Annotated in this window: 26 protein-coding genes; 13 read left to right on the top strand and 13 right to left on the bottom strand. The window is 39.5% G+C overall.

Annotation, left to right across the window (positions count from 1 at the left end; genetic code table 11):
* Positions 1–21: 21 nt before the first annotated feature.
* Positions 22–411: a hypothetical protein gene (locus tag GJS41_RS06910; RefSeq protein WP_227551264.1), complete on the bottom strand. Its 390-nt coding sequence runs from the start codon at positions 409–411 to the stop codon at positions 22–24.
* A 108-nt stretch (positions 412–519) separates the two neighbouring features.
* On the opposite strand from GJS41_RS06910, the gene GJS41_RS06905 reads away from it, so the two are divergent.
* Both GJS41_RS06905 and GJS41_RS06900 read left to right on the top strand, forming a co-directional pair.
* Positions 520–1362, top strand: coding sequence for an AraC family transcriptional regulator (locus tag GJS41_RS06905; protein ID WP_154246553.1), 843 nt, complete (start codon positions 520–522; stop codon positions 1360–1362).
* The gene (locus GJS41_RS06900) at positions 1359–2912 is read left to right on the top strand and encodes an FGGY-family carbohydrate kinase (protein ID WP_154246552.1); all 1554 of its coding nucleotides are present in this window, start codon (positions 1359–1361) and stop codon (positions 2910–2912) included. The genes GJS41_RS06905 and GJS41_RS06900 overlap by 4 nt, the downstream gene beginning before the upstream one ends.
* A 120-nt stretch (positions 2913–3032) precedes the next feature.
* Here the strand turns inward: GJS41_RS06900 and GJS41_RS06895 are convergent, their stop codons facing one another.
* From GJS41_RS06895 to GJS41_RS06885, 3 genes are read right to left on the bottom strand one after another with little or no spacing between them, the layout of a single operon-like run.
* Positions 3033–3641 (bottom strand): TetR/AcrR family transcriptional regulator, encoded by a 609-nt coding sequence (locus GJS41_RS06895; protein WP_154246551.1) that lies wholly within the window; start codon positions 3639–3641, stop codon positions 3033–3035.
* Entirely contained in the window at positions 3641–4438 is a 798-nt protein-coding gene (locus tag GJS41_RS06890; RefSeq protein WP_154246550.1) for an outer membrane lipoprotein-sorting protein, read from the bottom strand. The genes GJS41_RS06895 and GJS41_RS06890 overlap by 1 nt, the downstream gene beginning before the upstream one ends.
* A 12-nt stretch (positions 4439–4450) precedes the next feature.
* Positions 4451–6970 carry an RND family transporter gene (locus tag GJS41_RS06885; RefSeq protein WP_154246549.1) on the bottom strand — a complete coding sequence of 840 codons (2520 nt, stop codon included), beginning with the start codon at positions 6968–6970 and terminating at the stop codon, positions 4451–4453.
* Between the two features lie 239 nt (positions 6971–7209).
* Here GJS41_RS06885 and GJS41_RS06880 point away from each other — a divergent pair, with 239 nt between their 5' ends.
* On the top strand, positions 7210–7761 hold the full coding sequence (locus GJS41_RS06880; RefSeq protein ID WP_154246548.1) for a DUF1415 domain-containing protein: 552 nt from the start codon (positions 7210–7212) through the stop codon (positions 7759–7761).
* Here the strand turns inward: GJS41_RS06880 and GJS41_RS06875 are convergent.
* Together GJS41_RS06875 and GJS41_RS06870 are read right to left on the bottom strand one after the other, a co-directional pair.
* Positions 7743–8312, bottom strand: coding sequence for a uracil-DNA glycosylase family protein (locus GJS41_RS06875; protein ID WP_154246547.1), 570 nt, complete (start codon positions 8310–8312; stop codon positions 7743–7745). The two genes, GJS41_RS06880 and GJS41_RS06875, sit on opposite strands and share 19 nt — an antisense overlap.
* Positions 8309–9001 carry a type 1 glutamine amidotransferase domain-containing protein gene (locus tag GJS41_RS06870; RefSeq protein WP_154246546.1) on the bottom strand — a complete coding sequence of 231 codons (693 nt, stop codon included), beginning with the start codon at positions 8999–9001 and terminating at the stop codon, positions 8309–8311. Before GJS41_RS06870 ends, GJS41_RS06875 begins: the two co-directional genes overlap by 4 nt.
* A 195-nt stretch (positions 9002–9196) precedes the next feature.
* Here GJS41_RS06870 and GJS41_RS06865 point away from each other — a divergent pair, with 195 nt between their 5' ends.
* Together GJS41_RS06865 and GJS41_RS06860 are read left to right on the top strand one after the other, a co-directional pair.
* Positions 9197–9436 carry a helix-turn-helix transcriptional regulator gene (locus GJS41_RS06865; RefSeq protein WP_154246545.1) on the top strand — a complete coding sequence of 80 codons (240 nt, stop codon included), beginning with the start codon at positions 9197–9199 and terminating at the stop codon, positions 9434–9436.
* Positions 9426–10028, top strand: a complete 603-nt coding sequence (locus GJS41_RS06860; protein WP_154246544.1) for a hypothetical protein — start codon at positions 9426–9428, stop codon at positions 10026–10028. The genes GJS41_RS06865 and GJS41_RS06860 overlap by 11 nt, the downstream gene beginning before the upstream one ends.
* Before the next feature lie 18 nt (positions 10029–10046).
* On the opposite strand, the gene GJS41_RS06855 is transcribed toward GJS41_RS06860, so the two are convergent.
* Positions 10047–10931, bottom strand: coding sequence for an RluA family pseudouridine synthase (locus tag GJS41_RS06855; protein WP_154246543.1), 885 nt, complete (start codon positions 10929–10931; stop codon positions 10047–10049).
* A 13-nt stretch (positions 10932–10944) separates the two neighbouring features.
* Here GJS41_RS06855 and GJS41_RS06850 point away from each other — a divergent pair, with 13 nt between their 5' ends.
* The 3 genes from GJS41_RS06850 to GJS41_RS06840 all read left to right on the top strand — a co-directional run bounded on the left by GJS41_RS06850 (position 10945) and on the right by GJS41_RS06840 (position 12563).
* Entirely contained in the window at positions 10945–11724 is a 780-nt protein-coding gene (locus GJS41_RS06850) for a class I SAM-dependent methyltransferase (RefSeq protein ID WP_370515647.1), read from the top strand.
* Positions 11725–11814: 90 nt separating this feature from the next.
* The gene (locus GJS41_RS06845) at positions 11815–12282 is read left to right on the top strand and encodes a GNAT family N-acetyltransferase (protein ID WP_154246541.1); all 468 of its coding nucleotides are present in this window, start codon (positions 11815–11817) and stop codon (positions 12280–12282) included.
* Positions 12279–12563, top strand: coding sequence for a peptidylprolyl isomerase (locus tag GJS41_RS06840; RefSeq protein WP_154246540.1), 285 nt, complete (start codon positions 12279–12281; stop codon positions 12561–12563). Before GJS41_RS06845 ends, GJS41_RS06840 begins: the two co-directional genes overlap by 4 nt.
* On the opposite strand, the gene GJS41_RS06835 is transcribed toward GJS41_RS06840, so the two are convergent.
* Together GJS41_RS06835 and rsmD are read right to left on the bottom strand one after the other, a co-directional pair.
* Entirely contained in the window at positions 12560–12907 is a 348-nt protein-coding gene (locus GJS41_RS06835) for a gamma-glutamylcyclotransferase family protein (RefSeq protein WP_154246539.1), read from the bottom strand. The genes GJS41_RS06840 and GJS41_RS06835 overlap by 4 nt on opposite strands.
* Positions 12897–13535, bottom strand: coding sequence for a 16S rRNA (guanine(966)-N(2))-methyltransferase RsmD (rsmD, locus tag GJS41_RS06830; protein ID WP_154246538.1), 639 nt, complete (start codon positions 13533–13535; stop codon positions 12897–12899). Before rsmD ends, GJS41_RS06835 begins: the two co-directional genes overlap by 11 nt.
* A gap of 157 nt (positions 13536–13692) precedes the next feature.
* On the opposite strand from rsmD, the gene ftsY reads away from it, so the two are divergent.
* From ftsY to ftsX, 3 genes are read left to right on the top strand one after another with little or no spacing between them, the layout of a single operon-like run.
* Positions 13693–14958: a signal recognition particle-docking protein FtsY gene (gene ftsY, locus GJS41_RS06825; RefSeq protein ID WP_154246537.1), complete on the top strand. Its 1266-nt coding sequence runs from the start codon at positions 13693–13695 to the stop codon at positions 14956–14958.
* Positions 14959–14994: 36 nt separating this feature from the next.
* Positions 14995–15675, top strand: a complete 681-nt coding sequence (gene ftsE, locus GJS41_RS06820; protein WP_154246536.1) for a cell division ATP-binding protein FtsE — start codon at positions 14995–14997, stop codon at positions 15673–15675.
* Positions 15675–16631 carry a permease-like cell division protein FtsX gene (gene ftsX / locus GJS41_RS06815; protein ID WP_154246535.1) on the top strand — a complete coding sequence of 319 codons (957 nt, stop codon included), beginning with the start codon at positions 15675–15677 and terminating at the stop codon, positions 16629–16631. Before ftsE ends, ftsX begins: the two co-directional genes overlap by 1 nt.
* On the opposite strand, the gene GJS41_RS06810 is transcribed toward ftsX, so the two are convergent.
* The 4 genes from GJS41_RS06810 to GJS41_RS06795 form a co-directional block, all read right to left on the bottom strand.
* A complete protein-coding gene (locus GJS41_RS06810; RefSeq protein WP_154246534.1) occupies positions 16628–17878 on the bottom strand; it encodes an RNA polymerase sigma factor in 1251 nt (416 codons plus the stop codon). The genes ftsX and GJS41_RS06810 overlap by 4 nt on opposite strands.
* 10 nt (positions 17879–17888) lie before the next feature.
* Entirely contained in the window at positions 17889–18242 is a 354-nt protein-coding gene (locus GJS41_RS06805; protein WP_154246533.1) for a YciI family protein, read from the bottom strand.
* Between the two features lie 74 nt (positions 18243–18316).
* On the bottom strand, positions 18317–18682 hold the full coding sequence (locus GJS41_RS06800; RefSeq protein ID WP_154246532.1) for a DUF1304 domain-containing protein: 366 nt from the start codon (positions 18680–18682) through the stop codon (positions 18317–18319).
* A gap of 4 nt (positions 18683–18686) precedes the next feature.
* Positions 18687–19061: a VOC family protein gene (locus GJS41_RS06795; protein WP_154246531.1), complete on the bottom strand. Its 375-nt coding sequence runs from the start codon at positions 19059–19061 to the stop codon at positions 18687–18689.
* A 195-nt stretch (positions 19062–19256) separates the two neighbouring features.
* Between GJS41_RS06795 and rpoH the strand changes: the two genes are divergently transcribed.
* Entirely contained in the window at positions 19257–20105 is an 849-nt protein-coding gene (gene rpoH / locus GJS41_RS06790) for an RNA polymerase sigma factor RpoH (protein WP_154246530.1), read from the top strand.
* A 354-nt stretch (positions 20106–20459) separates the two neighbouring features.
* Entirely contained in the window at positions 20460–21254 is a 795-nt protein-coding gene (locus GJS41_RS06785) for an ABC transporter substrate-binding protein (RefSeq protein WP_154246529.1), read from the top strand.

Below are 21254 nucleotides of genomic sequence, written 5' to 3'. Positions count from 1 at the left end.
TTTTAAACTAACCAAAGTGTGTTACTTGGCTTTGGTTACACCTTCAACATCATACCAAGGAGTTGGGTTGATTGGGCAGCGATAACGGAAGCCGTCGTCGGTAATTTCTACTCTAGAAATGCGGGTTTGATTTGGATCCAATGGAAACTTGTCCAGTTGCTCGCGAGTCTTATAGTTTTGAATTTGGAAGCCTACCACTTTGTTGGTTTTATTGGTCACAACAAACTCGTATGTACCGGCTTTTAAGCTAGCTAAGGTTTCCTTAGCATCAAAATAACCACCATACTGGTCGAGGTGGATTCGTGTCACACCATTTTCATCGGTAGTGGGTAAGTCTGCCAGCGCGGGTGTAGTTACTGCCAATCCTGTGATAAAAGTAACAAGAGTTAAAAAAGTTTTTAGGGTTTTCATAATTTTCTCCGATAGGTTGTATTTACGAGATTAATTATAGAGATAAAGATGTACTAATTAGCATATTTAGTCTATATTAATTGTCCATTCGTATTTTATGATGGAAATATGGACACTATTGGAAAGATAATGGCTTCGATGCATTTCGACGCTAATATTTACTTACATTCTCAGTTTTGCTCGCCCTGGGGCATGAAATCCGATAATCCTGGATTAGGTTCATTTCATGTGATCGCCTATGGAAACTGTTTAATTAAAATCGAGGGCAAGCCAGATTTAGTGTTGAATGCTGGTGATTTAGTATTTTTTCCAAGAAATACGCCACACCGTATTCAAAACCAAACCCATGCTGATGATCAGTTTACGACTTTAATATGTGGTAGCTATGATTTTGGTGAAAAGCAGAACCCACTGTTAGGCTATTTGCCAGAACTTATTCATGTTTCGGCTAATGAAATTAGCAAGCTACCGTGGTTCGAGTCATTATTTCGACAGATCGTTAATGAAGCGGAGTCAGGAACTGATGGCAAAAGCTTGATCCTAGATAAGCTGGCAGAAATACTATTTATTTATGTTTTACGCTATTTTGTGCAACACAAACCCAATGAAAAAGGTTTGCTTGCAGCTCTGTCGGATAAACAATTAAGTTTAGCTTTGGCGGCCTTTCACTCCGATATAGGTAAAGCTTGGACGGTAGAAACCTTAGCTGAGCAAGCCAATATGTCGCGCTCGGCTTTCTCCAATTATTTTTCTGAGTTGGTGCAGTTAACACCAATGCAATATGTAAAGCAGTGGCGAATGCAAAGTGCCTATAATGCCTTGGTAGCAACTAAAGCTTCGATACTCTCGATAGCCTTGGATCATGGCTACCAGTCAGAAGCAGCTTTTAGTAAAGTCTTTAAGAAGCAATTTTCCATAACGCCAGGTAAAGCGCGTAGGCAACAATTATGAGCCACCAAAAAACTATTCTTGCTATAGACAACGGTACCCAATCGATTCGAGCAATCTTGTTTGACTTGCAAGGGAATATTATCGCTAAATCTCAAGTTCCATTGCTTAATGCCTATTTCTCTGAGCAGCCAGATTGGAGTGAGCAACATCCAACTTTCTTTTGGGATTCATTATGTCGTGCTTGTAATGAGTTATGGAAACAGCCTGAGGTGGTTAAGGAATCAGTTCAGGCGGTTGCCATAACTACTATGCGTAATACGGTGGTGAATCTGGATAAGAAAGGTAACCCTCTAAGGCCTGCCATTATTTGGACGGATAAACGTAAGACAAAATCGATTAAACCTATAAAAGGATTTTGGAAGTATGCCTTTAAATTCGCAGGTGTCGAAGATACCATCAAGAATTTTCAACACAGTTGTCAAGCGGCATGGATCGCAGAAAATCAGTCAGAAATTTGGGACACAACCGATAAATTTTTATTACTCTCTGGCTATTTAAATTATAAATTAACGGGCGAGTATAAAGACTCGTTAGCATCTCAAGTCGGCTATATTCCTTTTGATTACAAAAAGCATCAATGGGCAAAAGGTAATGATTGGAAATGGCAAGTCGCCCCACTAAAGAATTCGATGTTAACAGAGCTGGTAAAACCGGGTGATAAAATTGGAACGGTAAGCCAAGAGGCATCATTGCTTACTGGAATCCCTGAAGGAGTTTCAGTGATTGCGGCGGGGGCAGATAAATCTTCTGAAGTTTTAGGCTCAGGTTGTATTGAAAACAATCAAGCTTGTGTAAGTTATGGTACTACCGCAACGATCAATGTTACCAGCGAAAAATACTTGGAGCCGATAGCTTTTGTGCCTCCATATCCCTCTAATGTAGCTGACGCATTTACTATCGAATATCAAATTTATCGAGGTTATTGGATGGTCTCTTGGTTTACTGAACAATTCGGGAAAATAGAAAGAGATTTATCATTAGAAATGGGTATCACAGCGGAGCAACTTTTAGATAAATCCATCACTAATATTGCGCCGGGTTCGAATGGCCTTATGCTGCAACCCTACTGGTCGCCAGGAGTAAAAATTCCAGGGCCTGAAGCTCGAGGGGCAATTATAGGTTTTAGTGATATTCACACCAGGGCGCATGTCTATAGAGCGATTTTAGAAGGCATTGCTTACGGGTTAAGAGAAGGTAAAGAAGCGATAGAGAGAAAAACAAAAAGGCCAATGAAGAAATTAGTAGTTTCAGGTGGTGGTTCGCAAAGCGATGTTGCTATGCAAATAACGGCGGATATTTTCAATATGCCAGCCATTCGCCCTCATACCTATGAAACGTCTGCGTTGGGAGCTGCAATTAATGCTGCCGTAGGGATTGGAGCTTATGATGACTATCAAGAAGCGGTTTCTGCTATGTGTCGACAGGGAGAGGAATTTACCCCGATTACCGAGAATGTGAAAATTTACGAGCAACTCTATCAATCAGGTTACAAAAAGCTGTATCAGCAGTTAAAACCGATTTATCAGAAATTTTACGAGCTGTTCAATTGAGTTAATAAAGAATAAAAAAAGCCGCACAAATGTGCGGCTTCAGCGCCAAGGTGTTCTATAACTTGTATGGGGGTGACAAGCATGGTAATTAAATTACCTAACGAACACGACAGGGAGTAATCAGGCGCTTAAACTTTCAATATAATCTTTTAAGCAGGCACCAGCCTCATCAAAAGCAGTATCATTCATATAGCATTTACATTGACCAATAATGCCTTCCATTGCTGCAATTAAAAACCGAGCAACGTTATTAGGGATAACATCTTGTCGAATTAAACCGCTGGCTTGACCACGTTCAAATGCGGCACTTAAAGCGTCATGCCATAGCTGCCAAATAGCAGTAATTCTAACCCTAAATGATTCGTCCAAAGGCGACATTTCTTGAGTCAGGTTATTAAGGGGGCAACCTGTATGTAACTCTGTCATGTTGATCTCTTGACGGGCAACGGTTAGCATTTCGATCAAGTCTTTAACAGGGTCATTAAACTGCTTTAAGGGTTTGACCCACTTATCAACAATCCAAGGTTTTAAAACCTCGTCAATAACAGCGTGCCCTAACGCTTGTTTACTACTAAAGTGATGATAAAAAGCCCCTTTAGTTAAGGCAGTAATTTTTAAAACCTGATCAACACGGAGCCCTTGGTAGCCTTTTAGAAGTATTTCTTCAAAGGCCACATCAAGAATGCGTTGGCGAGTTAAATCTGGATTACGTAATGCAGTGGCAGACATTAGCGAGCTCTTTTTAGACTACTTTTATTGAAGTCTTTATCGCTTAAGCCAACGTTGAACTTGTACTCGTCCCACTCGATGATGGTGCTCTTACCGGTTTGAACATTGTTCATTACTTGGCTATGGGCGCGCCAGAATTTATCCAAGTATTGTTTGTAATCTGAAAAAGTCATGACTTTCAACAGTTCTTCTTGCTTATCGAAATACTCAATTTTACGCACTCTGTAGTGTTCTTGATCGATATGTGAGATCGATTTACTGTAGCCAGAATTTTTGTATTGTGGATAAAGTTCAATCACGAAAACTTTATCACCATCAACTTCATCTTCACGAAGGAATTTATAGTTAAACTTCTCGACTTCAAATGAAGTTAAATCTTCGTTAGCAAACTCACTACCCATCCAAGGTCCTGATTTGTTCGACGAAGAAATACGTTTAACACGTTTAAGCGCCGGCAAAAATAACCATTGGTCATCGTTACCTTGTATATGGGTATGTGATAAAAAGGCAGTGCCTTTCACATCACGCGGCTCATCAAAAATACTTAGACCCTTATCACCATCATCTAGAACCTCTAAACTTTTAGAGCGAACTTTGCGGATAGTTTCGCGACCAGCCTTATTGCGTAATGTCATTGTCATGCTGGCTTCACTGTCGCCCCAGCCGGCATTGCGTGCTTTGGTTTCTTTAGCGATAGCTAAACCTTTTTCTTCTGGAGTTTCAGCAGAAATTGTAGTTGAAAAAAATAGTGCTAAGGTAAAAGAAGCTGTTAATAGTAATGTTGAAGGTTTAATCATTAGATTCTCCGATTAGACTTCGTTAGTCTGCTTACGTTTTTTCGAAAGCATCAATAAAGGTGGTAGTAATAAGAAATCAATTATCAAAGCCGCGGCTAAGGTAATTGCAGTCATGATTCCCATTTCAGCATTCATCACATAATGCGACATGCCTAGAACCAAGAATCCTAAAACCAAAACAATGGTAGTAACGGTTAATGCCATACCGACTGTTTGGAAGGCATAGCGTACCGCTTCAGGGGGTTGCATACCTTTTTCACGATAAGCGCGAAGATACTTACTTAAAAAGTGCACCGTATCATCCACGACAATACCAAGCGTCATACCCATGACCACGGAAAGCCCCATGCCAACTTGACCTTTAAAGATGCCCCAGATACCAAAGGCAACTGCCATAGGTATAATATTGGGGATCAGACTTAAAAAACCAAGTCTGACGGACTTCAAGGCAATACCCAAGATGATGGAGATGAGTATCAAGGCTATCGCAGTACCTTTGATCATTGAGTAAATATTTCTTTGCCCTACGTGCGAGAACATAATCGCAGGACTTGAAGCTGAGATAGAGTAGCTTGGTGCATTGGTCACAAACCAATTGGCAAATTTTTCCTCTAAAGCAATCACTTCTTTACTGGAAATATTTTTTAAAGCCAATTGAATTCGGGTAGAAGATTTTTCACCGTTCAATTGATTATTTAAATCCATACCGCGAGGCAAAGAAGTTTCATACATTAAGGTGTACTGAGCGGTTAATTCACGTAAACGCGTATCCAGTTCAATACCTTCTTCATCCGGCTCAAGTAATACAGCATTACATTCAGCTTTAAGCGATTGCTTTGGCAGTTGATAGCAATCTTGCTTGTCACCATTCATACTCTTATTCAAACGCTTCATAACATCGCCATAGGATTGAACGTGCAATACCGCATCCTGTTCTTTGGCAAAATTAGCAAAGTCTTCGATCGTATCTAAGAACGTCGACTCATGAATACCATCTTGCTGACCAGATTTGACGCTATAAAACATGACATACAAACCAGTTAAGTTCTCTGCGGTGTAATCCGAATCGGCTCTGAAATCAATGGTCTCATCAAAGTATTTTACAAATTCATCATTCAGATCATTTTTTGGTAAGAAGGCGATGATAACGATACTTAATACCGCCATTGCAGGTAATAAAAACTTGCGTTTAGTGATAACAAAGTCTGCAAGCGTATCCATCATTTTAGGTTCGGTAGCGCTACTGACTTTTGCTTTCACAGGCAGTATTAACATTAATGCAGGCAAGAAAGTTACCGATAAGAAAAATGCCCAAGCAACACCAATCGATACCACGTTGCCTAAGTCTCTTAATGGCGGAACTTCACTAAAGTTCATGGTTAAGAAGCCAATGATAGTGGTGATACTGGTTAAGAATATCGGCATCATGTTGATGCGAATAGATTCTACCATCGCATCGTTTTTACTCATGCCGCGACGCATGTTTTGCAAAAAAGTCACCAACAGGTGAACCGAATCGGCAACCGCCATAGTGGCGACAATCGTTGGCACTGAGAACACTGGGCCGGTCATGTATATACCTAACCAGCCAGCTCCGCCCATGGATGCAACAATGGATAAAATAATTACGAATACACTGGCAATGGTACCGCCGACGCTTCTGAGCATAAAAAACAGCGCTAACGGAATCACCAGCAATAACATTAATGGCGTTAGCGTCATCATGTCATTTAAGCCGGTTTCCGCGAAAGCGTTATTCATCATAATAACGCCGGTCATACGAACTTCGATATTGGGATCGCGTGCTTCGATTTGTTGTTTTAAATCACGAACGTACTGAGTGATTTTTGGCACTGCAGCCATAACTTCGGCTTGTTTGTCCAGTTTAGCCTGACCTTCTAGCCCTTCTACGTCGGGATCCGATGGCGGTTGAACGGTAATATTGACCGCAGTAACAGTTTTCTCGGGATTAATTAAACGGCGCTTAAGTTGCGGCTCATTAAGGATAATCTCAGAAAGCTGCGAGATTTGCTGCTCGGTTAGGCCGTCAATCATCGATTCGGTGACGGCATCATGCTCACACTCACTGTCCATATCCGCAGATTTGTCCGGAATACACAAGAGCGCGCCGACCAACATATAATCTTCATCATCTGGGCTTACCCAGGTGTGCTGATAGTTGGTTACTGAATCAACGCGGGTAGCGTAAGGCGCTTTCCAGCCCTCTTCAGTGATCCAGTGAATGGTTTTAAGTGTTTGTTTAGTAAAAACTTTTCCATCTTTTGGCGTTAATACAAACATCACATTATCGGCTTTGTCATAGGTATCTTGGATATCTTCAAATGCCAACATCTGTGGGTTATCTTTAGAAAAGAAAACACGATAGTCGGTTTTTATTTCTAAGAATGAAGCACCAAAAGCCGCTAAAAAGCTTATGGCAATGGAAAGAAATAGCACCAGCCATTTGTTATTAACGACAAATTGGCCGAATTTTACGGTTTTAGTATCATTATTTTGCTGAACACTGTTCATTGAAAATCCTTCTTACAGACTAGTCAGTCTGTGTTGAAACAAAAAATTTTTCTGAGGGCGGTATTAAATAACAAACTAGTTGGTCTGTCAAACCAGTTGGTCTGTAAATGAGGAGTAATACCAACATTCGTCGCTAACCTTTTGTGAAAAGCGCTTGGGAATACTGATATTGCTTGGTTTCTACAAAAATTGGTTTATCCTAATCGCCACACAAAAAATTCAGAACTTCGAGATTTCGTATGTCTCAGGCGATTAATGCAACTCAATATTGGTTACAAGAAACGGTGATTGGCTTTAATTTTTGCCCTTTTGCAAAAAAAGAGCTGGTGAAAAGGACCATAGATTATCGAGTGACCCAAACTAGTTCACAAGAAGATGCCCTTTATGAATTATTGGATGTTTTTACCTTTATGGACGAAAACTCAGAAGCAGAAACCAGCTTACTAATTTTCGAACATGGGTTTAGAGACTTCGATGATTACTTGGATTTGCTTGTATTAGCTAATGATCTATTAGAAAAAGAGGATTATGAAGGGATCTATCAAATCGCCAGCTTTCACCCAAACTACATATTTGATGGGGTAGATGAGGATGATCCTAGTAACTATACCAATCGTTCGCCGTTTCCAATTTTACATATATTGCGAGAGGATAGTTTAGAGCGAGCACTAGCGAACATTGACGATCCTGAAGCAATTCCTGATCGAAATATTAAATTGGCACAGGAGTTAGGCCGTGATGTTTTTGAAAAAACTTTAGAAAATAGTTTTTATCAATCCAGTAACGACTGAACTCTTTGTTTGAGAATAGGCAATAGCGTTTCTTCAAACCAAGGATTGTTTTTCAGCCATCGATTGTTTCGCGGGCTTGGATGCGGTAAAGGAATGTGCGACGGTAAATAGCTAGGCCAGTCATTCACTATATTAGTTAAGGTCTGCTGTTTACTGGGTTTTAAATGCCAGTCCAAGGCATAACGACCAATAATTAAAGTGAGCTCAAGTTTCGGCAGAGAAGTTAGCAGTTGTTGATGCCAAGTTTCAGCGCAGATGGTTCTTGGAGGCAAGTCGCCATTCTTGCCAGTGCCCGGAAAACAAAAGCCCATAGGAATTATGGCTATTTTTTTTGCATCATAAAAAACGGCTCGATCAATGCCCATCCAATCTCTAAGACGTTCACCGCTAGGATCGTCGAATGGAATACCTTTATGGTGCGTAATACGGCCAGGAGCCTGACCTGCAATCAAGATTTTAGCATCAGCGCTATATTGCAAAATGGGTCTAGGTCCAAGCGGTAAGTCTTGGCAAAGCGTGCAACTCCTTACTTTTTCAATAAGGTTAGTCATTGAATATTAATTGAACTTAATTTTTTTAAGACGGCTTGCGCAACAGCTTCGGAAGATGCTGGATTTTGACCGGTGATCAATAAACCGTCAACTACACAGTGTGGATGCCAATCTTCGTCTTTAGAGTAGTGGGCTCCATTTTCTGTGATCATATCTTCAACTAAAAAAGGAACGATATTAGTCAGTTGTACAGCCTCTTCTTCAGTGTTGGAAAATCCAGTCACGGTTTTTCCTTTTATTAATGGTTCGCCCGATGCGCTCTTGGTGTTCTTAAATACTGCAGGAGCATGACATACCGCAGAAATGACTTTTTCAGCCTCATAAGCCGCCTCTATAAGAGCAATAGAATTTTTATCTTCAGCTAAATCCCAAAGTGGTCCATGACCGCCAGGATAGAAGATCCCATCGAAATCATTAATATCTATTTCGGAAAGCTTATGTGTAGTTGCCAGCTGATGTTGAGCATTATCATCTGAACCAAATCGAATCGTGGCATCAGTTTGAGAGTCGGCATCATTACTTTTTGGATCAAGTGGCGGATGCCCCCCTTGAGGAGAGGCAAGAATTAAAGCTGCGCCTGCATCTTTGAAAACATAGTATGGAGTAGCGAATTCTTCCAGCCAAAATCCGGTTTTATTGCCGGTATTGCCCAGTTTATCATGAGAAGTTAGTACCATTAAGACCTTCATTGATGGCATTCCTAGAATAGTTTTTATAGCCATTAAAACTAACAAAAGATGAATCAAATAAAAATGAAAATGATCAAAATACAGGATTGAACATAGAAAGAATAAAAGTAGAAAGCAATGATAAAGATAATTTGTTTTATGATAATCATAAAATAAACATTGCTTTTCATAAAGACATCAAGTATTCTTAAAAACATGAAGATACTAATTCACTTAGATATTGAGATGGCAAAAAACAAAATGTCACTCAAAGAGTTATCGCAAAATATTGGCATATCAATGACCAATTTGTCTTTATTGAAAAACGGTAAAGTCAAAGCGATTCGATTTTCAACCTTGGAAGCAATATGTAAAGAATTGAAATGCCAACCTGGCGACATTCTTGAATATGTGACCGATGATAAAGATACAAATGGAGTAACTGATGAAGAATGATTACTTATTACCAGGGATTGCAACGATTTTACTTGCGGTGATTTTTCCGGCATTAATGATTTATGAAATCTTGGATTTTGGTGATGACAACTGGAAGAGCTTATTAGTTGGAGGGGGCGATTGGGGTTTTGAAGATGCTATCTTCTTGGTTATGGGATTATTGGTAGTCTTTGTATTTTATAACTTTAAAAAGATTCTTAATGAACAACTGAATTTTAAAAGTCTAGACGTGTTGTTGTGGGTATTAATTGGCCTAAGTGTTTTATTCCATATTGTGTTTTTAGGACTTGAAGCAATAATCTCAGTAACGGATTTCAAAAATAGTGATGGATTAGGTATTGCGTTTGGAGGAGTTACCTTATCAACTTTGGTTGCCTTTGGAGTTGTCGATATTATTATCGGTATCATTATTTTAACTAACCATGAAAAGTTACCAACTATCTTAAAAGCCCTAGGAGTTATCTCCATTATTCAAGGTGTATTTGAAGTGAGTATTATTCTCTTTTTCTTAGTCATAATTAGCTTCCCCATCTATATGCTGATATTGGCTGTCTTTTTTTTAAGAAAGCCTGAAACGATAGAAGTTGTGTAGCATTAGAAGATAAAGTGACTAATGGCCATTCCCGCGAAAGCGGGAAACGCTTTTTAGATCTTTACGCCTATATTCCTTTCTAATACCAGTAATAGGGCATTCAAAACAAAGCTTATAAGAAGTAAGTTGCAAATCAATATCCTCCTCTTTCGCCTTGCCATATAACCTATCGCCAATAATAGGCATGCCAATGGAGGCTAAGTGCTTGCGGATTTGATGCTTTCGTCCTGTTTCGATGGCGACTTCCAGTAAAGATACCTGTTTCTCTTTGTTGTAGGTCATTAATGAAACATGGCTGATCGCGGGTTTATCATCAATGGGTATCGTGATTATTTGATTTTTCTCGAAATGACCATTCACTAATGCTTGATAAGATTTTTCGACACGCCGCTCAGCAAACAACTTGGCAAATTTGTGGGCGGTTTTTTTATTATGAGCAATAAGCATTAAACCGTTTGCAGCTCTATCTAATCGATGTACCACAAATGCTTGGCGATTGAACTCAAAATATTGTTCCACCAAGCGGCCCATTGAGCAATGATCGCCCCACTTTGAACCTTGCGACCAGACGCCATAAGGTTTATTCCAAATAGAATAATCGACTTCATCTGCGATCAATATGGGTAGACTGCTTATCTGCTGCAGAACTTGCGGATTGTAATAAAGATACAGCTGATTGCCTGCTTTGAGCTTGGCATTCTTTCGACGTACTGGCTTAGCCTTGGCAGAGTCTTTAGTGGCGGTAAGCCAAACCGCACCTTTAGCCATGGCATCTTTAAGTTTTTGTTTAGATAAGGTGCAGCGATTAGTGAGTAAATCTAATACCGATAAATTATTCTCGATATAGTCTTCGAGAATATCAATATGCAGCTCAATAATGTTATTCTTAGTATCAGAAACCATAATTATAATTGTCGTGGCAAATCAATTCGCATTTTTCCAATCAGCTGAATTCCCTAAGAAGCAGTCTCCAGACTGGTTAGTAGGCTTACCTGTGGTGAAGCATCAAAATCAATTGACTGATTATCAAGGTTATTTTTCATATCAGCAAGTGAATGAGCAGTTGGCTTTATCATTTAGCGCTGAATTAGATGGAAAAAGGGTGTTTATGTTTGTGGATTTAATGACAGGCCAAGTTGGTTATCGAAGACAGCATGGTGGTGGCCGTAAACAACATATCGCTAAAGCGTGTGGACTGAAGGCTAACTGGAATCCAAAAGTATTGGACGCAACTGGCGGTTTGGGGCGTGATGCTGCTGAATTGAGGAGCCTAGGTTGCGATTTGAGAATCATCGAGCGGTCGCCTTTTATTGCGAGCTTGCTGCAAGATGGAATAACACGAGCATCGCTAAGTACAGATAACAAACTCTTCAGCCAAGGCTTTGACTTGCATCATGGCCAATCAGTTGAGCTGATAAAAAAACTATCACAGTCAGAAAAAGCAGATATTATTTATTTAGATCCCATGTTCCCGCCAAAACAAAAAAGCGCGGCAGTCAAAAAAGAAATGCGCTTAGTGAAGCTGTTAGTTGGCGAAGATCCCGATGCAGATAATTTATTGCCAGTTGCATTAGCTCATGCCCAAAAAAGGGTGGTCGTAAAAAGACCCAGTTACGCACCTTATTTAAATGAACAAAAACCCAGCATGAGTATAGAAAGTAAAGGCAATAGGTTTGATGTTTATGTGAATAACTGACACTAAATTAGATGCACCAAAGTAATGCAAGCAACTAGTAAAAAGGGTTTTTGGTTGTACAATTTGTAAAAAATATCAAATGTACAAAAGATGAAAATTATAGAAGATGATTTGCAAAGTAAAGAAATTCAGCAATTTCTATCTGCACATATGGATGACATGAAGAGGGTATCGCCTCCAGAAAGTATCCATGCACTTGATATTACTGAATTACTTAAAGATGACATGTCATTTTGGAGCCTATGGTTTGAAAATCAATTAGCAGGATGCATAGCGTTAAAAGAGCTGGATTCTAAGCATGGAGAAATTAAATCAATGCGTACAGCTAGGTGCTTCAGAAAGAAAGGGGTAGCCACAGAGCTATTAACCTTTTTGATTGAAGAAGCAAAAGCAAGGCGGTATTCTTTATTGAGTCTAGAAACAGGGGCGATGGATTATTTTAAACCCGCAAGGTTATTATATAGAAAGTTCGGTTTTGCTAATTGCCAACCTTTTGCAAATTATAAATTAGATCCGCATAGTGTTTTTATGAATAAAAAATTGGATAAATACGAATGAATAAAGCATCAGCATTACATATTTTAGTGAAAACTGAGTCAGAAGCTTTAGCTTTAAAAAAGAAGCTAGATGCTGGGGCAGACTTTTCTCAGTTGGCTAAGAAAAATTCTACCTGTCCTTCTAAAAAAAATGGTGGTGATTTAGGAGAATTTAAACGTGGGGCTATGGTTAAGTCGTTCGATAATGCGGTGTTTAAAAAAGGTTCAGAGGATCAAAAATACATTGGCCCAGTTAAAACACGTTTTGGCTATCATTTAATAAAAGTACTTTATAAAAGTTAGTTTTTAGCAGCGTAAATCCAGGCCTGTCTGCCGGATTTAAATTCGCCAAGAATTCGTTGGTAATCATCGACTTCATAAGAGTCTGCTTGCGCCAATTCTTGAGCAGTTAATTCCAGAATAATGCCTTTGACTTGGTCATGATGATTATCAGTGGCTACGATAATAGGATGAAACTGCTGCTTGCTGACACTGAGCACCTTAGGATCCGTTATTTCAACGTGCTCTAATCGATAACCCAATAGAATATCGGATTTGCCTGAGATTTCTCGACCAAATGTTTCTTGCTGGACTTGTTTGTGTTGCAAAGTTCCGTAGCTAAATAAAAATTCCCTTTTATTGTTCAATCTTGTCTACCCGATAAAGTTTATAAAGTAATTGACCGGCTTTCTTATCTTTTAAAAGATACCAATGATCCGGTATGGTAAGCTCTAAGCCTTGCTCCGTTTCTAAATAAATTAAGGTGTCTGGCCTTATCCAATATACAGAGGATAAAAGATTTATCACCTCTTGTGCAATACCTTTCCGAAATGGTGGATCTAAGAATATTAGATCAAATTGATTTTGATTGGTTTCGATAAACTTTAGAGCATTGCCAGTGATCAAACTCGAATCATGGGGAGTTAGTAAATCGAGATTATTGGCTAGCTGCCTTGCTGCTTTATTGTTGAGTTCTACGAATTGCACCCAATCGGCGCCACGAGATAAGGCTTCTATGCCAAGTGCACCTGAACCTGCGAATAGATCTAAGACTTTGGCGTGGTGAATATCGGCCTGCAGCCAGTTAAATAAGGTTTCTCGCACTCTATCGAGACTAGGTCTAAGCCCATCGACTTCGATAAAGTTAAGTTTGCGTCCTTTCCATTGACCGCCAATGATTCTAAATCCCCCTTTTTTGAAGCGATCAGTATTTTTGTTTGAACTTCTATTCGAACTAGTGTTCAAGGTTTTGTTGAGTTTTTGTCGATTGCCCATATTAACTAATGATCACCCTATTCGTGGCGCTACTTTTGTATCACTAACGGCTTATAAAGCTGACGAAAATTGATGGAAAATGATAGGATAGCGCCTTTATTGATTTTAACAAGTGGCCAATTGCTGCTAATTAGGCGTTAAGCGTAAAAGAGAATTCATGAGCGAGAAAAAAAAAGGCGGCCTATTTGGGCTTTTCAAAAAAAAAGAATCACCTAAAAAAGAAGAAATTCCAGCGGTAGAAACTGTTGAAGAACAAAGCCCAGATGAAGTAACAACAGAATCTGAGTTAACGCCTATTGAATCTGAACAGAAAATCGCTGAGCTAGTGATTGAAGAGACGACGGAAGTTGTTCAAGACATTTCTGATTTTGCTGAACCAAATACTATAGAATCAGATGACATTGAACCTGAGGTTGTTGAAGTAAAAGAGGCGACTCAGGAATTAGAGCAACTATCTGAGCAGCCTCAAGAGCAACAACAGGAATCAACCCAAGAAAAGCCGAAAAAAGAGAGTTTTTTCTCACGATTAAAGTCAGGCCTTAGTAAAACTCGTAGCCAGCTTACCAGCGGTCTCGCAGATCTAGTTTTAGGCTCAAAACAAATCGATGATGATTTATTTGAAGAAATTGAAACTCAATTATTAATGGCGGATGTAGGTGTTGCTGCTACTCGTAAGATTATTGATGATTTAACGGATAAAGCAGGGCGTAAAGAATTAAAGGACTCTGCTGCTTTAATGGAACGTCTTCGCGAGTTATTGTCTGAGATCGTAACGCCCTGCTCTAACGCTTTGCAGATTAACAAAAAGCCATTTGTGATTTTGATGGTGGGTGTTAATGGTGTTGGTAAGACAACCACCATTGGTAAGTTAGCTAAAAAATTCCAGAATGAAGGCAAATCGGTAATGTTAGCAGCTGGCGATACTTTTCGTGCGGCAGCGGTTGAACAGTTACAAGTGTGGGGCGAACGTAATAATGTCCATGTAACGGCCCAACATACCGGCGCTGACTCAGCATCGGTGGTGTTTGATGCTTTGCAGGCGGCACAAGCGCGCAATATCGATGTGTTAATTGCTGATACCGCTGGTCGCTTACACACTAAATCAAATTTGATGGATGAGCTAGAAAAAGTGGTTCGAGTGATGCAAAAATTGGATCCTGAAGCGCCGCATGAAACTATGCTGGTGGTGGACGCTGGAACTGGACAAAATGCACTGAATCAGGCGGAACATTTCCACAAAGCTGTCGGTTTATCGGGAATTTCGATTACTAAGCTTGACGGGACTGCAAAGGGTGGAGTAGTTTTTGCTTTAGCCGACAAATTATCGATCCCCATCCGTTTTATCGGTGTTGGTGAAGGGATTGATGATTTGCGTCCTTTCGACAGCCAAGACTTTATTGAGGCGCTATTTTCCAAAGAATAGCCATTATACAATAATAACTAGAGTAAAATTATATAAATGATTGAATTTCATCAGGTTTTTAAGCGTTACGAAGGTGGCCATGAAGCTCTTAAAGGCGTCAGCTTTGCTTTAAAAAACGGTGAAATGGCGTTTTTAACAGGGCATTCTGGTGCAGGCAAAAGTACTCTACTAAAGCTGATTGCTCTTATGGAGCGCCCTACTCGTGGCCAAGTTATTCTTGATGGTCAAAATATCTCACAAGCCAAAGACCGACAAATCCCCTTTCATCGCCGCAAAATCGGCATGATCTTTCAAGATCATAGACTGCTTTATGATCGCAGTGTCTACGATAATGTGGCGCTACCTTTAGTCATTGCAGGTGTCGCCGATAGAGACATCCCAAAGCGGGTTCGAGCGGCATTAGACAAAGTCGGTTTGTTAACCAAAGAAAAGCAACTACCTATTCAATTATCCGGCGGTGAACAACAAAGAGTGGGTATCGCGCGCGCTGTGGTGAATAAGCCCCCTCTTCTTTTGGCCGATGAGCCGACTGGTAATTTAGATCCTGAGCTATCTGCGGAAATCATGAGTTTGTTCGAGCAATTTAATCAAGTCGGGGTAAGCGTTTTGATCGCATCCCACGATTTAGGCTTAATAGCTCGTTTGAAGCACCCAGTGATTACTTTAAAAGATGGCCAAACCATTAGAAATGATCTGATAGAAGAGGTTCACTCATAATGGCAGGTGCAACCGCTCATAAAGTCAGTTTCTTAGATCGCTTCAAAATGGCCTTGTTTCTGCATAAGAAAAACTCGACCGATAGTTTGTTGTCGATTCTTAAGCAGCCTACCAATAGTTTGCTGACCATTATGGTGTTAGCCATTGCTCTCGCTTTGCCTGGTATTTTTTATATTATGACCAATAATGCCAAAGCCCTTTCTAGTAATTGGGAGTCCACCATGGCGATTTCGTTGTATTTAGAGGAATCTGCCGGTCAACAGCAAGCACAAGAGTTAGTCGGCCAATTATTAGCTCAAGATAAATTTCAATCGGTTTCATTAACCAGTAAAGAACAAGCGTTAGAAGAGTTTAAAAAATATTCTGGTATTGGCGATTCGTTAGAGATGCTGACAGAAAACCCATTACCTATGGTTATTAATGTGGTTCCTGATGAAGCCAAAGTTGCTCTTTCTGAATTACAGCCGTTGGTAGAGTCTTTAGAAAAAAATCCTATCGTAGATTCATCAAGTTTAGATGCCGAATGGATCAATCGCTACCAAGAAATCCTTAAAATATCTGAAAAAATAGGATCATTTATTAGCTTGTTACTGGCAATAGGTGTTTTATTGATTGTTGGTAATACTATTCGGTTAGCGATTTTAAATCGCCGCGAAGAAATTCAAGTGATTAAACTAGTAGGCGCGACAGACGCTTTCATTCGTCGCCCTTTCCTGTATACCGGATTATGGTACGGATTAATGGCTGGTGTTATCGCAGCTTTGATGATTAGTATTTTAAGTAACTTAGTTGCCTCTTCCACTGGTCGATTGGCTGAGCTATATCAAAGCCAGTATCAATTACTTGGACTGAGTCTATCTCAGACTTTTACCTTGGTTGGTATCGGCGCCCTGCTCGGCTTATTCGGCTCCTGGATTTCTGTTAGGAAACATTTAAAGGAAATCCAGCCAACTTAATCAAACCAGCTTTCTAATTCTTTTTGAAAATAGTCCTTTTGGAATTGATTATCACTCAACTCAATGGCGCGATTGATAGCCTCTTTACTTTGTTCATTTCTACTTAGTTCTTTTAAGCAATAAGCTTTAGCCATGTAAAGTAAATGATATTGGCTAAGTTGTCCTTCTTGTTCTAGTTTTTGAATGAGCTTTAAAGAATGCTCTATTTTGTTGCTATAAGCTAAGGCGATAGCTGCATTTAGCTCAATAATTGGAGAAGTCTGATATTGAAGTAGTTTTTGATATAAGGCATGTATTTGCTGCCAGTCTGTCTCGGCAAAACTCTTTGAGGTTGAATGGACTGCACTGATGGCTGCTTGGATTTGATAGGGTCCTAGTTTTTTTAAGGTTAACGCAGATTCTAAATAGTGATTTCCTCGTTCAACCCACTCGTGTTGCCACAATTGTCGATTTTGCATTTTTAAATTAATGCTTCGGCCGAACTTATCAATTTTTGCGTTGAAACGAACAAAGTTGAATGCCATAAGAGCTAACAAGCCTAATAGCTCTGAACGATGAGGAAGCTGTTTATTCACTAATTTTGCTAAGCGAATAGCCTCTTCTGCTAGTGGTTTTGAGCTGAGGTACTTGCTGCCTTTTGAATAGTAGGCTTCATTAAAAATCAAATAAATTACTCCAAGAACACCTGATAAACGTTGTTCAAGCTGATGAGGCTCGGGTATTTGATAAGGTATGTTGGTTTTACTGATTTTTTGTTTAGTACGAACCAAGCGTTGAGCCATGGTTGTTTTTTTTAATAAGAAAGCCTTGGCGATTTCATCGACGCTAAAGCCACAAACCGTATTTAGCGTCAGTGCTACTTGAGATGCGGTATCTAATGCAGGGTGACAGCAAGTAAAAATTAATTCCAAACGTCGGTCCTGGTCTGATAACTCTATAACCTCTGGCTCTATTGTTTTATTGTATATGATCAGGTTTTGTTTTTTTTGTGCATGTGACTTATTTTTTCTAATTATATCAATAGCTTTGCGTTTAGAAGCTATAAATAACCAAGACTCTGGATTATTAGGAATCCCCAACTTTTTCCATTTTACAAAGGCGCTTATAGTAGCTTCTTGAATGGCTTCTTCAGCTAGATCAAGACTTCTAAAATGGTACGTTAACTGGGATAGAAGTTTTCCGTAGCAAGACCGCACTGCTCTTTCAACTTGAATATCTACGGAGTCAGTGCCCTTGTTGTTTTGCATACTAATTATTTTAGCCTGGTAATTGCATGATTGGACGTACTTCTACACTCCCGTATTTTGCAGATGGTATTTTTGCAGCGTATTCCAGTGCTTGATCTAGGTTTTCACAGTCTAATAAGTAATAGCCCCCTAAAACTTCTTTCGTTTCAGCAAAAGGACCATCTATTACAAACCTTTCGCCATTGCGTACTTGTACAGTAGTAGCAGTGGAGACAGGCTCTAGAGGCTCACCGGCTAGAAAAGCACCTGCGGCTTTAACTTCTTCAGTAAAGACATCGTACTCTTGTATGAGCTGCATAAACTCGTCACTTCCTGGAGTTGGTTCAGCTGATTCGGCAGCATAAATCATTAGTAAGTATTGCATAGTAAATTCCTCTTAATTAATAAAATTGACGTTATCCATAAATAATGACGAATTAGTCTTTTATTAATCGACAGTTACGACTTATTTTTTTGTATTAGCCATAACACTAAAGCTGTAAAAGCAGGTAATGCTTGAGTAAATAGAATGCTTGGCTTGGCCGTTATGGCGCCAAATATCCCCGCAATAACCACACAACTTAAAAAGAAGATTTTAATATCTTTGCGACCAGTGATGAGGCCCCAGATTAATCCAGCAGCCAGAAACCCATTATACAAGCCTTGGTTAGCAGCCAAAGTCGCTGACAAATTTGATACTTCAGGAGTCATATTAAATACTTTACGGCCAATAGGGTGATCCCAGTAGAACATTTCTAAAACTAAAATCCCGATATGCTCGATTGCGACTAAAGCGGTTATAAAGTTGGCAATTTTTTTTAACATGCTGTTAACCCATATTCATGTAATAGAAGTTGCATTTGTTGCCGTCTAAATCTCTAAAATAACCTGCATAAAAACCATCACTACGTGGACCAGATGGACCTTCGCAACTGGCACCAAGCTCAATCGCTCTGGTGTACATCTTGTCTACATGATCCGGGGATTCAAGTTCGAAGGCGACCATAACACCATTGCCAACAGTAGCGGGTTTACCATCGAATGGCTTGTTTAAACCCATGCCTGTACTGCCATTGGGGCCAATCCAAGCAATAAAAGAATCAGTTTCCATCATCCGATTACCACCAATTTCAGTAATTAAAGTCTCCCAGAAAGCTGACGACCGCTTCAAATCGTTGGTACCGATAGTGACATAACCAATCATAAAACCTCCAAAATCAATGCTTTATCTTAGATTGAGAGAAACACTATATAAATAATTAACATGAAAATGAAACTTATTGCTTATATTTGTCTCTTATTTAATAGTTTTGGCACTCTAAGTGCGCGAGTGCTAAAAAATTAGCACTCTAGATAAAAGAGTGCTAATATATATTGTAAGTATTAATAGGAGGAAAGCATGAGCAACACTTCATTGTCTATGGCATTAGCCGTACCAACAGGCAGCATCGAGGGTTATGTCTCGTCTGTCAATGCAATTCCTGTCCTATCTGTAGAAGAAGAACAGGCATTAGCTCATAGCTTCAGAGATGAAGAAAATTTAGATGCTGCACGTGAGTTAGTAATGGCTCACTTACGATTTGTGGCTCATATAGCAAGAGGTTACAATGGATATGGCTTGCCACAAGCAGACCTTATCCAAGAAGGAAACATTGGTCTAATGAAGGCGGTTAAGCGTTTTGATCCGACTATGGGCGTGCGTTTAGTATCATTTGCAGTACATTGGATCAAAGCGGAAATTCATGAGTATGTACTAAAGAATTGGCGTATTGTTAAGGTTGCCACTACTAAGGCGCAGCGTAAATTGTTTTTTAACCTGCGCTCTAAGAAAAAGAAGCTAAATTGGTTAAATCAAGCGGAAGTAAAGGCAATTGCCGAAGATCTAAATGTATCACCAGAAGAAGTGATGCGAATGGAAGGGCGTTTGAATGCGCATGATGCCGCTTTTGATGCGCCTGCCATCGATGATGATGCTCAAGCTTATGCTCCGGTACATTATTTGGAGTCAAAAAGCTTAGATCCTGCGGTAGAAATCGAGCAAAATGATTGGCAGGATCAGCGTGAAGCACGCTTGATGTCTGCGATGAAAACACTTGATGATCGCAGCCAAGATATTTTGCAGCAACGTTGGTTGACCGATCAGAAGTCAACTCTGCATGAGCTGGCCGATAAATATGGTGTTTCTGCAGAGCGAATTCGTCAGCTGGAAAAAAATGCCATGAACAAAATCAAAAACGCCATTTCTTAATGGCGTTTTTTATGCCGAGTGACAAAAAATGGCATTAACTATTACGAGCATATTGCTATTTTTGGCCACTGTTGGTTTACTGTATATCCTTCCTATCATATTGATTTTAATGTCAAAAAAGACCATTGCTAGCGAAAAGTTAGGGTGGGTATTAGCGATTTGGTTCATTTCTTGGTTTGCCTGGATTTTTTACTTAATCTTTGCGCCAATACAAGATAAAAATACTCTAAAGCATTGATTTTAAAATAGTATTTTTACAAGCTGTCGGAAATTTATACAAATATAGTTGATCTAGTTCACAACTTAATCAATACTTAAAGCATATTTGCATTACTATTGTTTAGGGGAGAACACATGCGACTATTAAAGTATCTGATGTTATCAGCATCATTACTGCTTGTTGCTTGCAGTGATGAAAAAGGAAGCTCTTCACAAGCAGCAAAAGCAGAAAAGAAAGTCTTTGATTGCACTATCACTTATGGTTGGGAGTCTCGTAAACCGTATCAATTTTATGAAAATAAAAAGATGCAAGGCATCGATGTGGAAATTTTGGCTAAAGCTGCTAATAGCGCTAACTGCCAATTGGATTTTGTTGAAAAATCATGGAGTGAGTTATTGGAAGATGTTGAAGCTGGTAAGGTTGATGTTTTAGCTGGGGCTACACCGACACAAGAGAGGAAAGTTTACGCAAACTTTTCAAAACCGTATCGAGAAGAGTCTTTTGTATTATTTATTCCAACTAACAGCCGTTTTAGCGGGGATAGTCTCGATCAGTTTTTGAGCTTTGGCAATAAAATTGGCATTTCGTCTGGTTATTACTACGGTGATGCTGTTGATCAGCTAATGAATCATGTTCAATATAGCCGTTTATTTGTCGGTAGCGCGACCAATGAAGCAAGTTTTTACAATGTAGAATATGGTCGAGCTGGAGGTGTGTTAGTGGATCCAGTTGAAGGACGCTATATTATGAAACGTAAAGGAATGACATCAAAAATGAAAGAATCAGACGTTACTGTTCCAGCAGATAGTGTGGCTTATATGTTCAGCAAAAAAAGCGCTAAAGCCGATAAAATTGAGATTATCATGAATACTTTAGAGAGCATGGTAGCGAATAATCAGGTGGAAAAATTTATCGCTAGTTACCAATAA

The sequence above is a fragment of the Kangiella sp. HZ709 genome (assembly GCF_009674675.1).
Taxonomy (GTDB): Bacteria; Pseudomonadota; Gammaproteobacteria; order Enterobacterales; family Kangiellaceae; genus Kangiella.
This window is presented reverse-complemented; position numbering and strand designations above follow the sequence as displayed.

Coding starts and splice junctions, on each gene's coding strand:
- GJS41_RS06910 (WP_227551264.1), bottom strand. CDS start 411: ATGAAAACCCTAAAAACTTTTTTAACTCTTGTTACTTTTATCACAGGA.
- GJS41_RS06905 (WP_154246553.1), top strand. CDS start 520: ATGGACACTATTGGAAAGATAATGGCTTCGATGCATTTCGACGCTAAT.
- GJS41_RS06900 (WP_154246552.1), top strand. CDS start 1,359: ATGAGCCACCAAAAAACTATTCTTGCTATAGACAACGGTACCCAATCG.
- GJS41_RS06895 (WP_154246551.1), bottom strand. CDS start 3,641: ATGTCTGCCACTGCATTACGTAATCCAGATTTAACTCGCCAACGCATT.
- GJS41_RS06890 (WP_154246550.1), bottom strand. CDS start 4,438: ATGATTAAACCTTCAACATTACTATTAACAGCTTCTTTTACCTTAGCA.
- GJS41_RS06885 (WP_154246549.1), bottom strand. CDS start 6,970: ATGAACAGTGTTCAGCAAAATAATGATACTAAAACCGTAAAATTCGGC.
- GJS41_RS06880 (WP_154246548.1), top strand. CDS start 7,210: ATGTCTCAGGCGATTAATGCAACTCAATATTGGTTACAAGAAACGGTG.
- GJS41_RS06875 (WP_154246547.1), bottom strand. CDS start 8,312: ATGACTAACCTTATTGAAAAAGTAAGGAGTTGCACGCTTTGCCAAGAC.
- GJS41_RS06870 (WP_154246546.1), bottom strand. CDS start 9,001: ATGAAGGTCTTAATGGTACTAACTTCTCATGATAAACTGGGCAATACC.
- GJS41_RS06865 (WP_154246545.1), top strand. CDS start 9,197: ATGAAGATACTAATTCACTTAGATATTGAGATGGCAAAAAACAAAATG.
- GJS41_RS06860 (WP_154246544.1), top strand. CDS start 9,426: ATGAAGAATGATTACTTATTACCAGGGATTGCAACGATTTTACTTGCG.
- GJS41_RS06855 (WP_154246543.1), bottom strand. CDS start 10,931: ATGGTTTCTGATACTAAGAATAACATTATTGAGCTGCATATTGATATT.
- GJS41_RS06845 (WP_154246541.1), top strand. CDS start 11,815: ATGAAAATTATAGAAGATGATTTGCAAAGTAAAGAAATTCAGCAATTT.
- GJS41_RS06840 (WP_154246540.1), top strand. CDS start 12,279: ATGAATAAAGCATCAGCATTACATATTTTAGTGAAAACTGAGTCAGAA.
- rsmD (WP_154246538.1), bottom strand. CDS start 13,535: ATGGGCAATCGACAAAAACTCAACAAAACCTTGAACACTAGTTCGAAT.
- ftsY (WP_154246537.1), top strand. CDS start 13,693: ATGAGCGAGAAAAAAAAAGGCGGCCTATTTGGGCTTTTCAAAAAAAAA.
- ftsE (WP_154246536.1), top strand. CDS start 14,995: ATGATTGAATTTCATCAGGTTTTTAAGCGTTACGAAGGTGGCCATGAA.
- ftsX (WP_154246535.1), top strand. CDS start 15,675: ATGGCAGGTGCAACCGCTCATAAAGTCAGTTTCTTAGATCGCTTCAAA.
- GJS41_RS06810 (WP_154246534.1), bottom strand. CDS start 17,878: ATGCAAAACAACAAGGGCACTGACTCCGTAGATATTCAAGTTGAAAGA.
- GJS41_RS06805 (WP_154246533.1), bottom strand. CDS start 18,242: ATGCAATACTTACTAATGATTTATGCTGCCGAATCAGCTGAACCAACT.
- GJS41_RS06800 (WP_154246532.1), bottom strand. CDS start 18,682: ATGTTAAAAAAAATTGCCAACTTTATAACCGCTTTAGTCGCAATCGAG.
- GJS41_RS06795 (WP_154246531.1), bottom strand. CDS start 19,061: ATGATTGGTTATGTCACTATCGGTACCAACGATTTGAAGCGGTCGTCA.
- rpoH (WP_154246530.1), top strand. CDS start 19,257: ATGAGCAACACTTCATTGTCTATGGCATTAGCCGTACCAACAGGCAGC.
- GJS41_RS06785 (WP_154246529.1), top strand. CDS start 20,460: ATGCGACTATTAAAGTATCTGATGTTATCAGCATCATTACTGCTTGTT.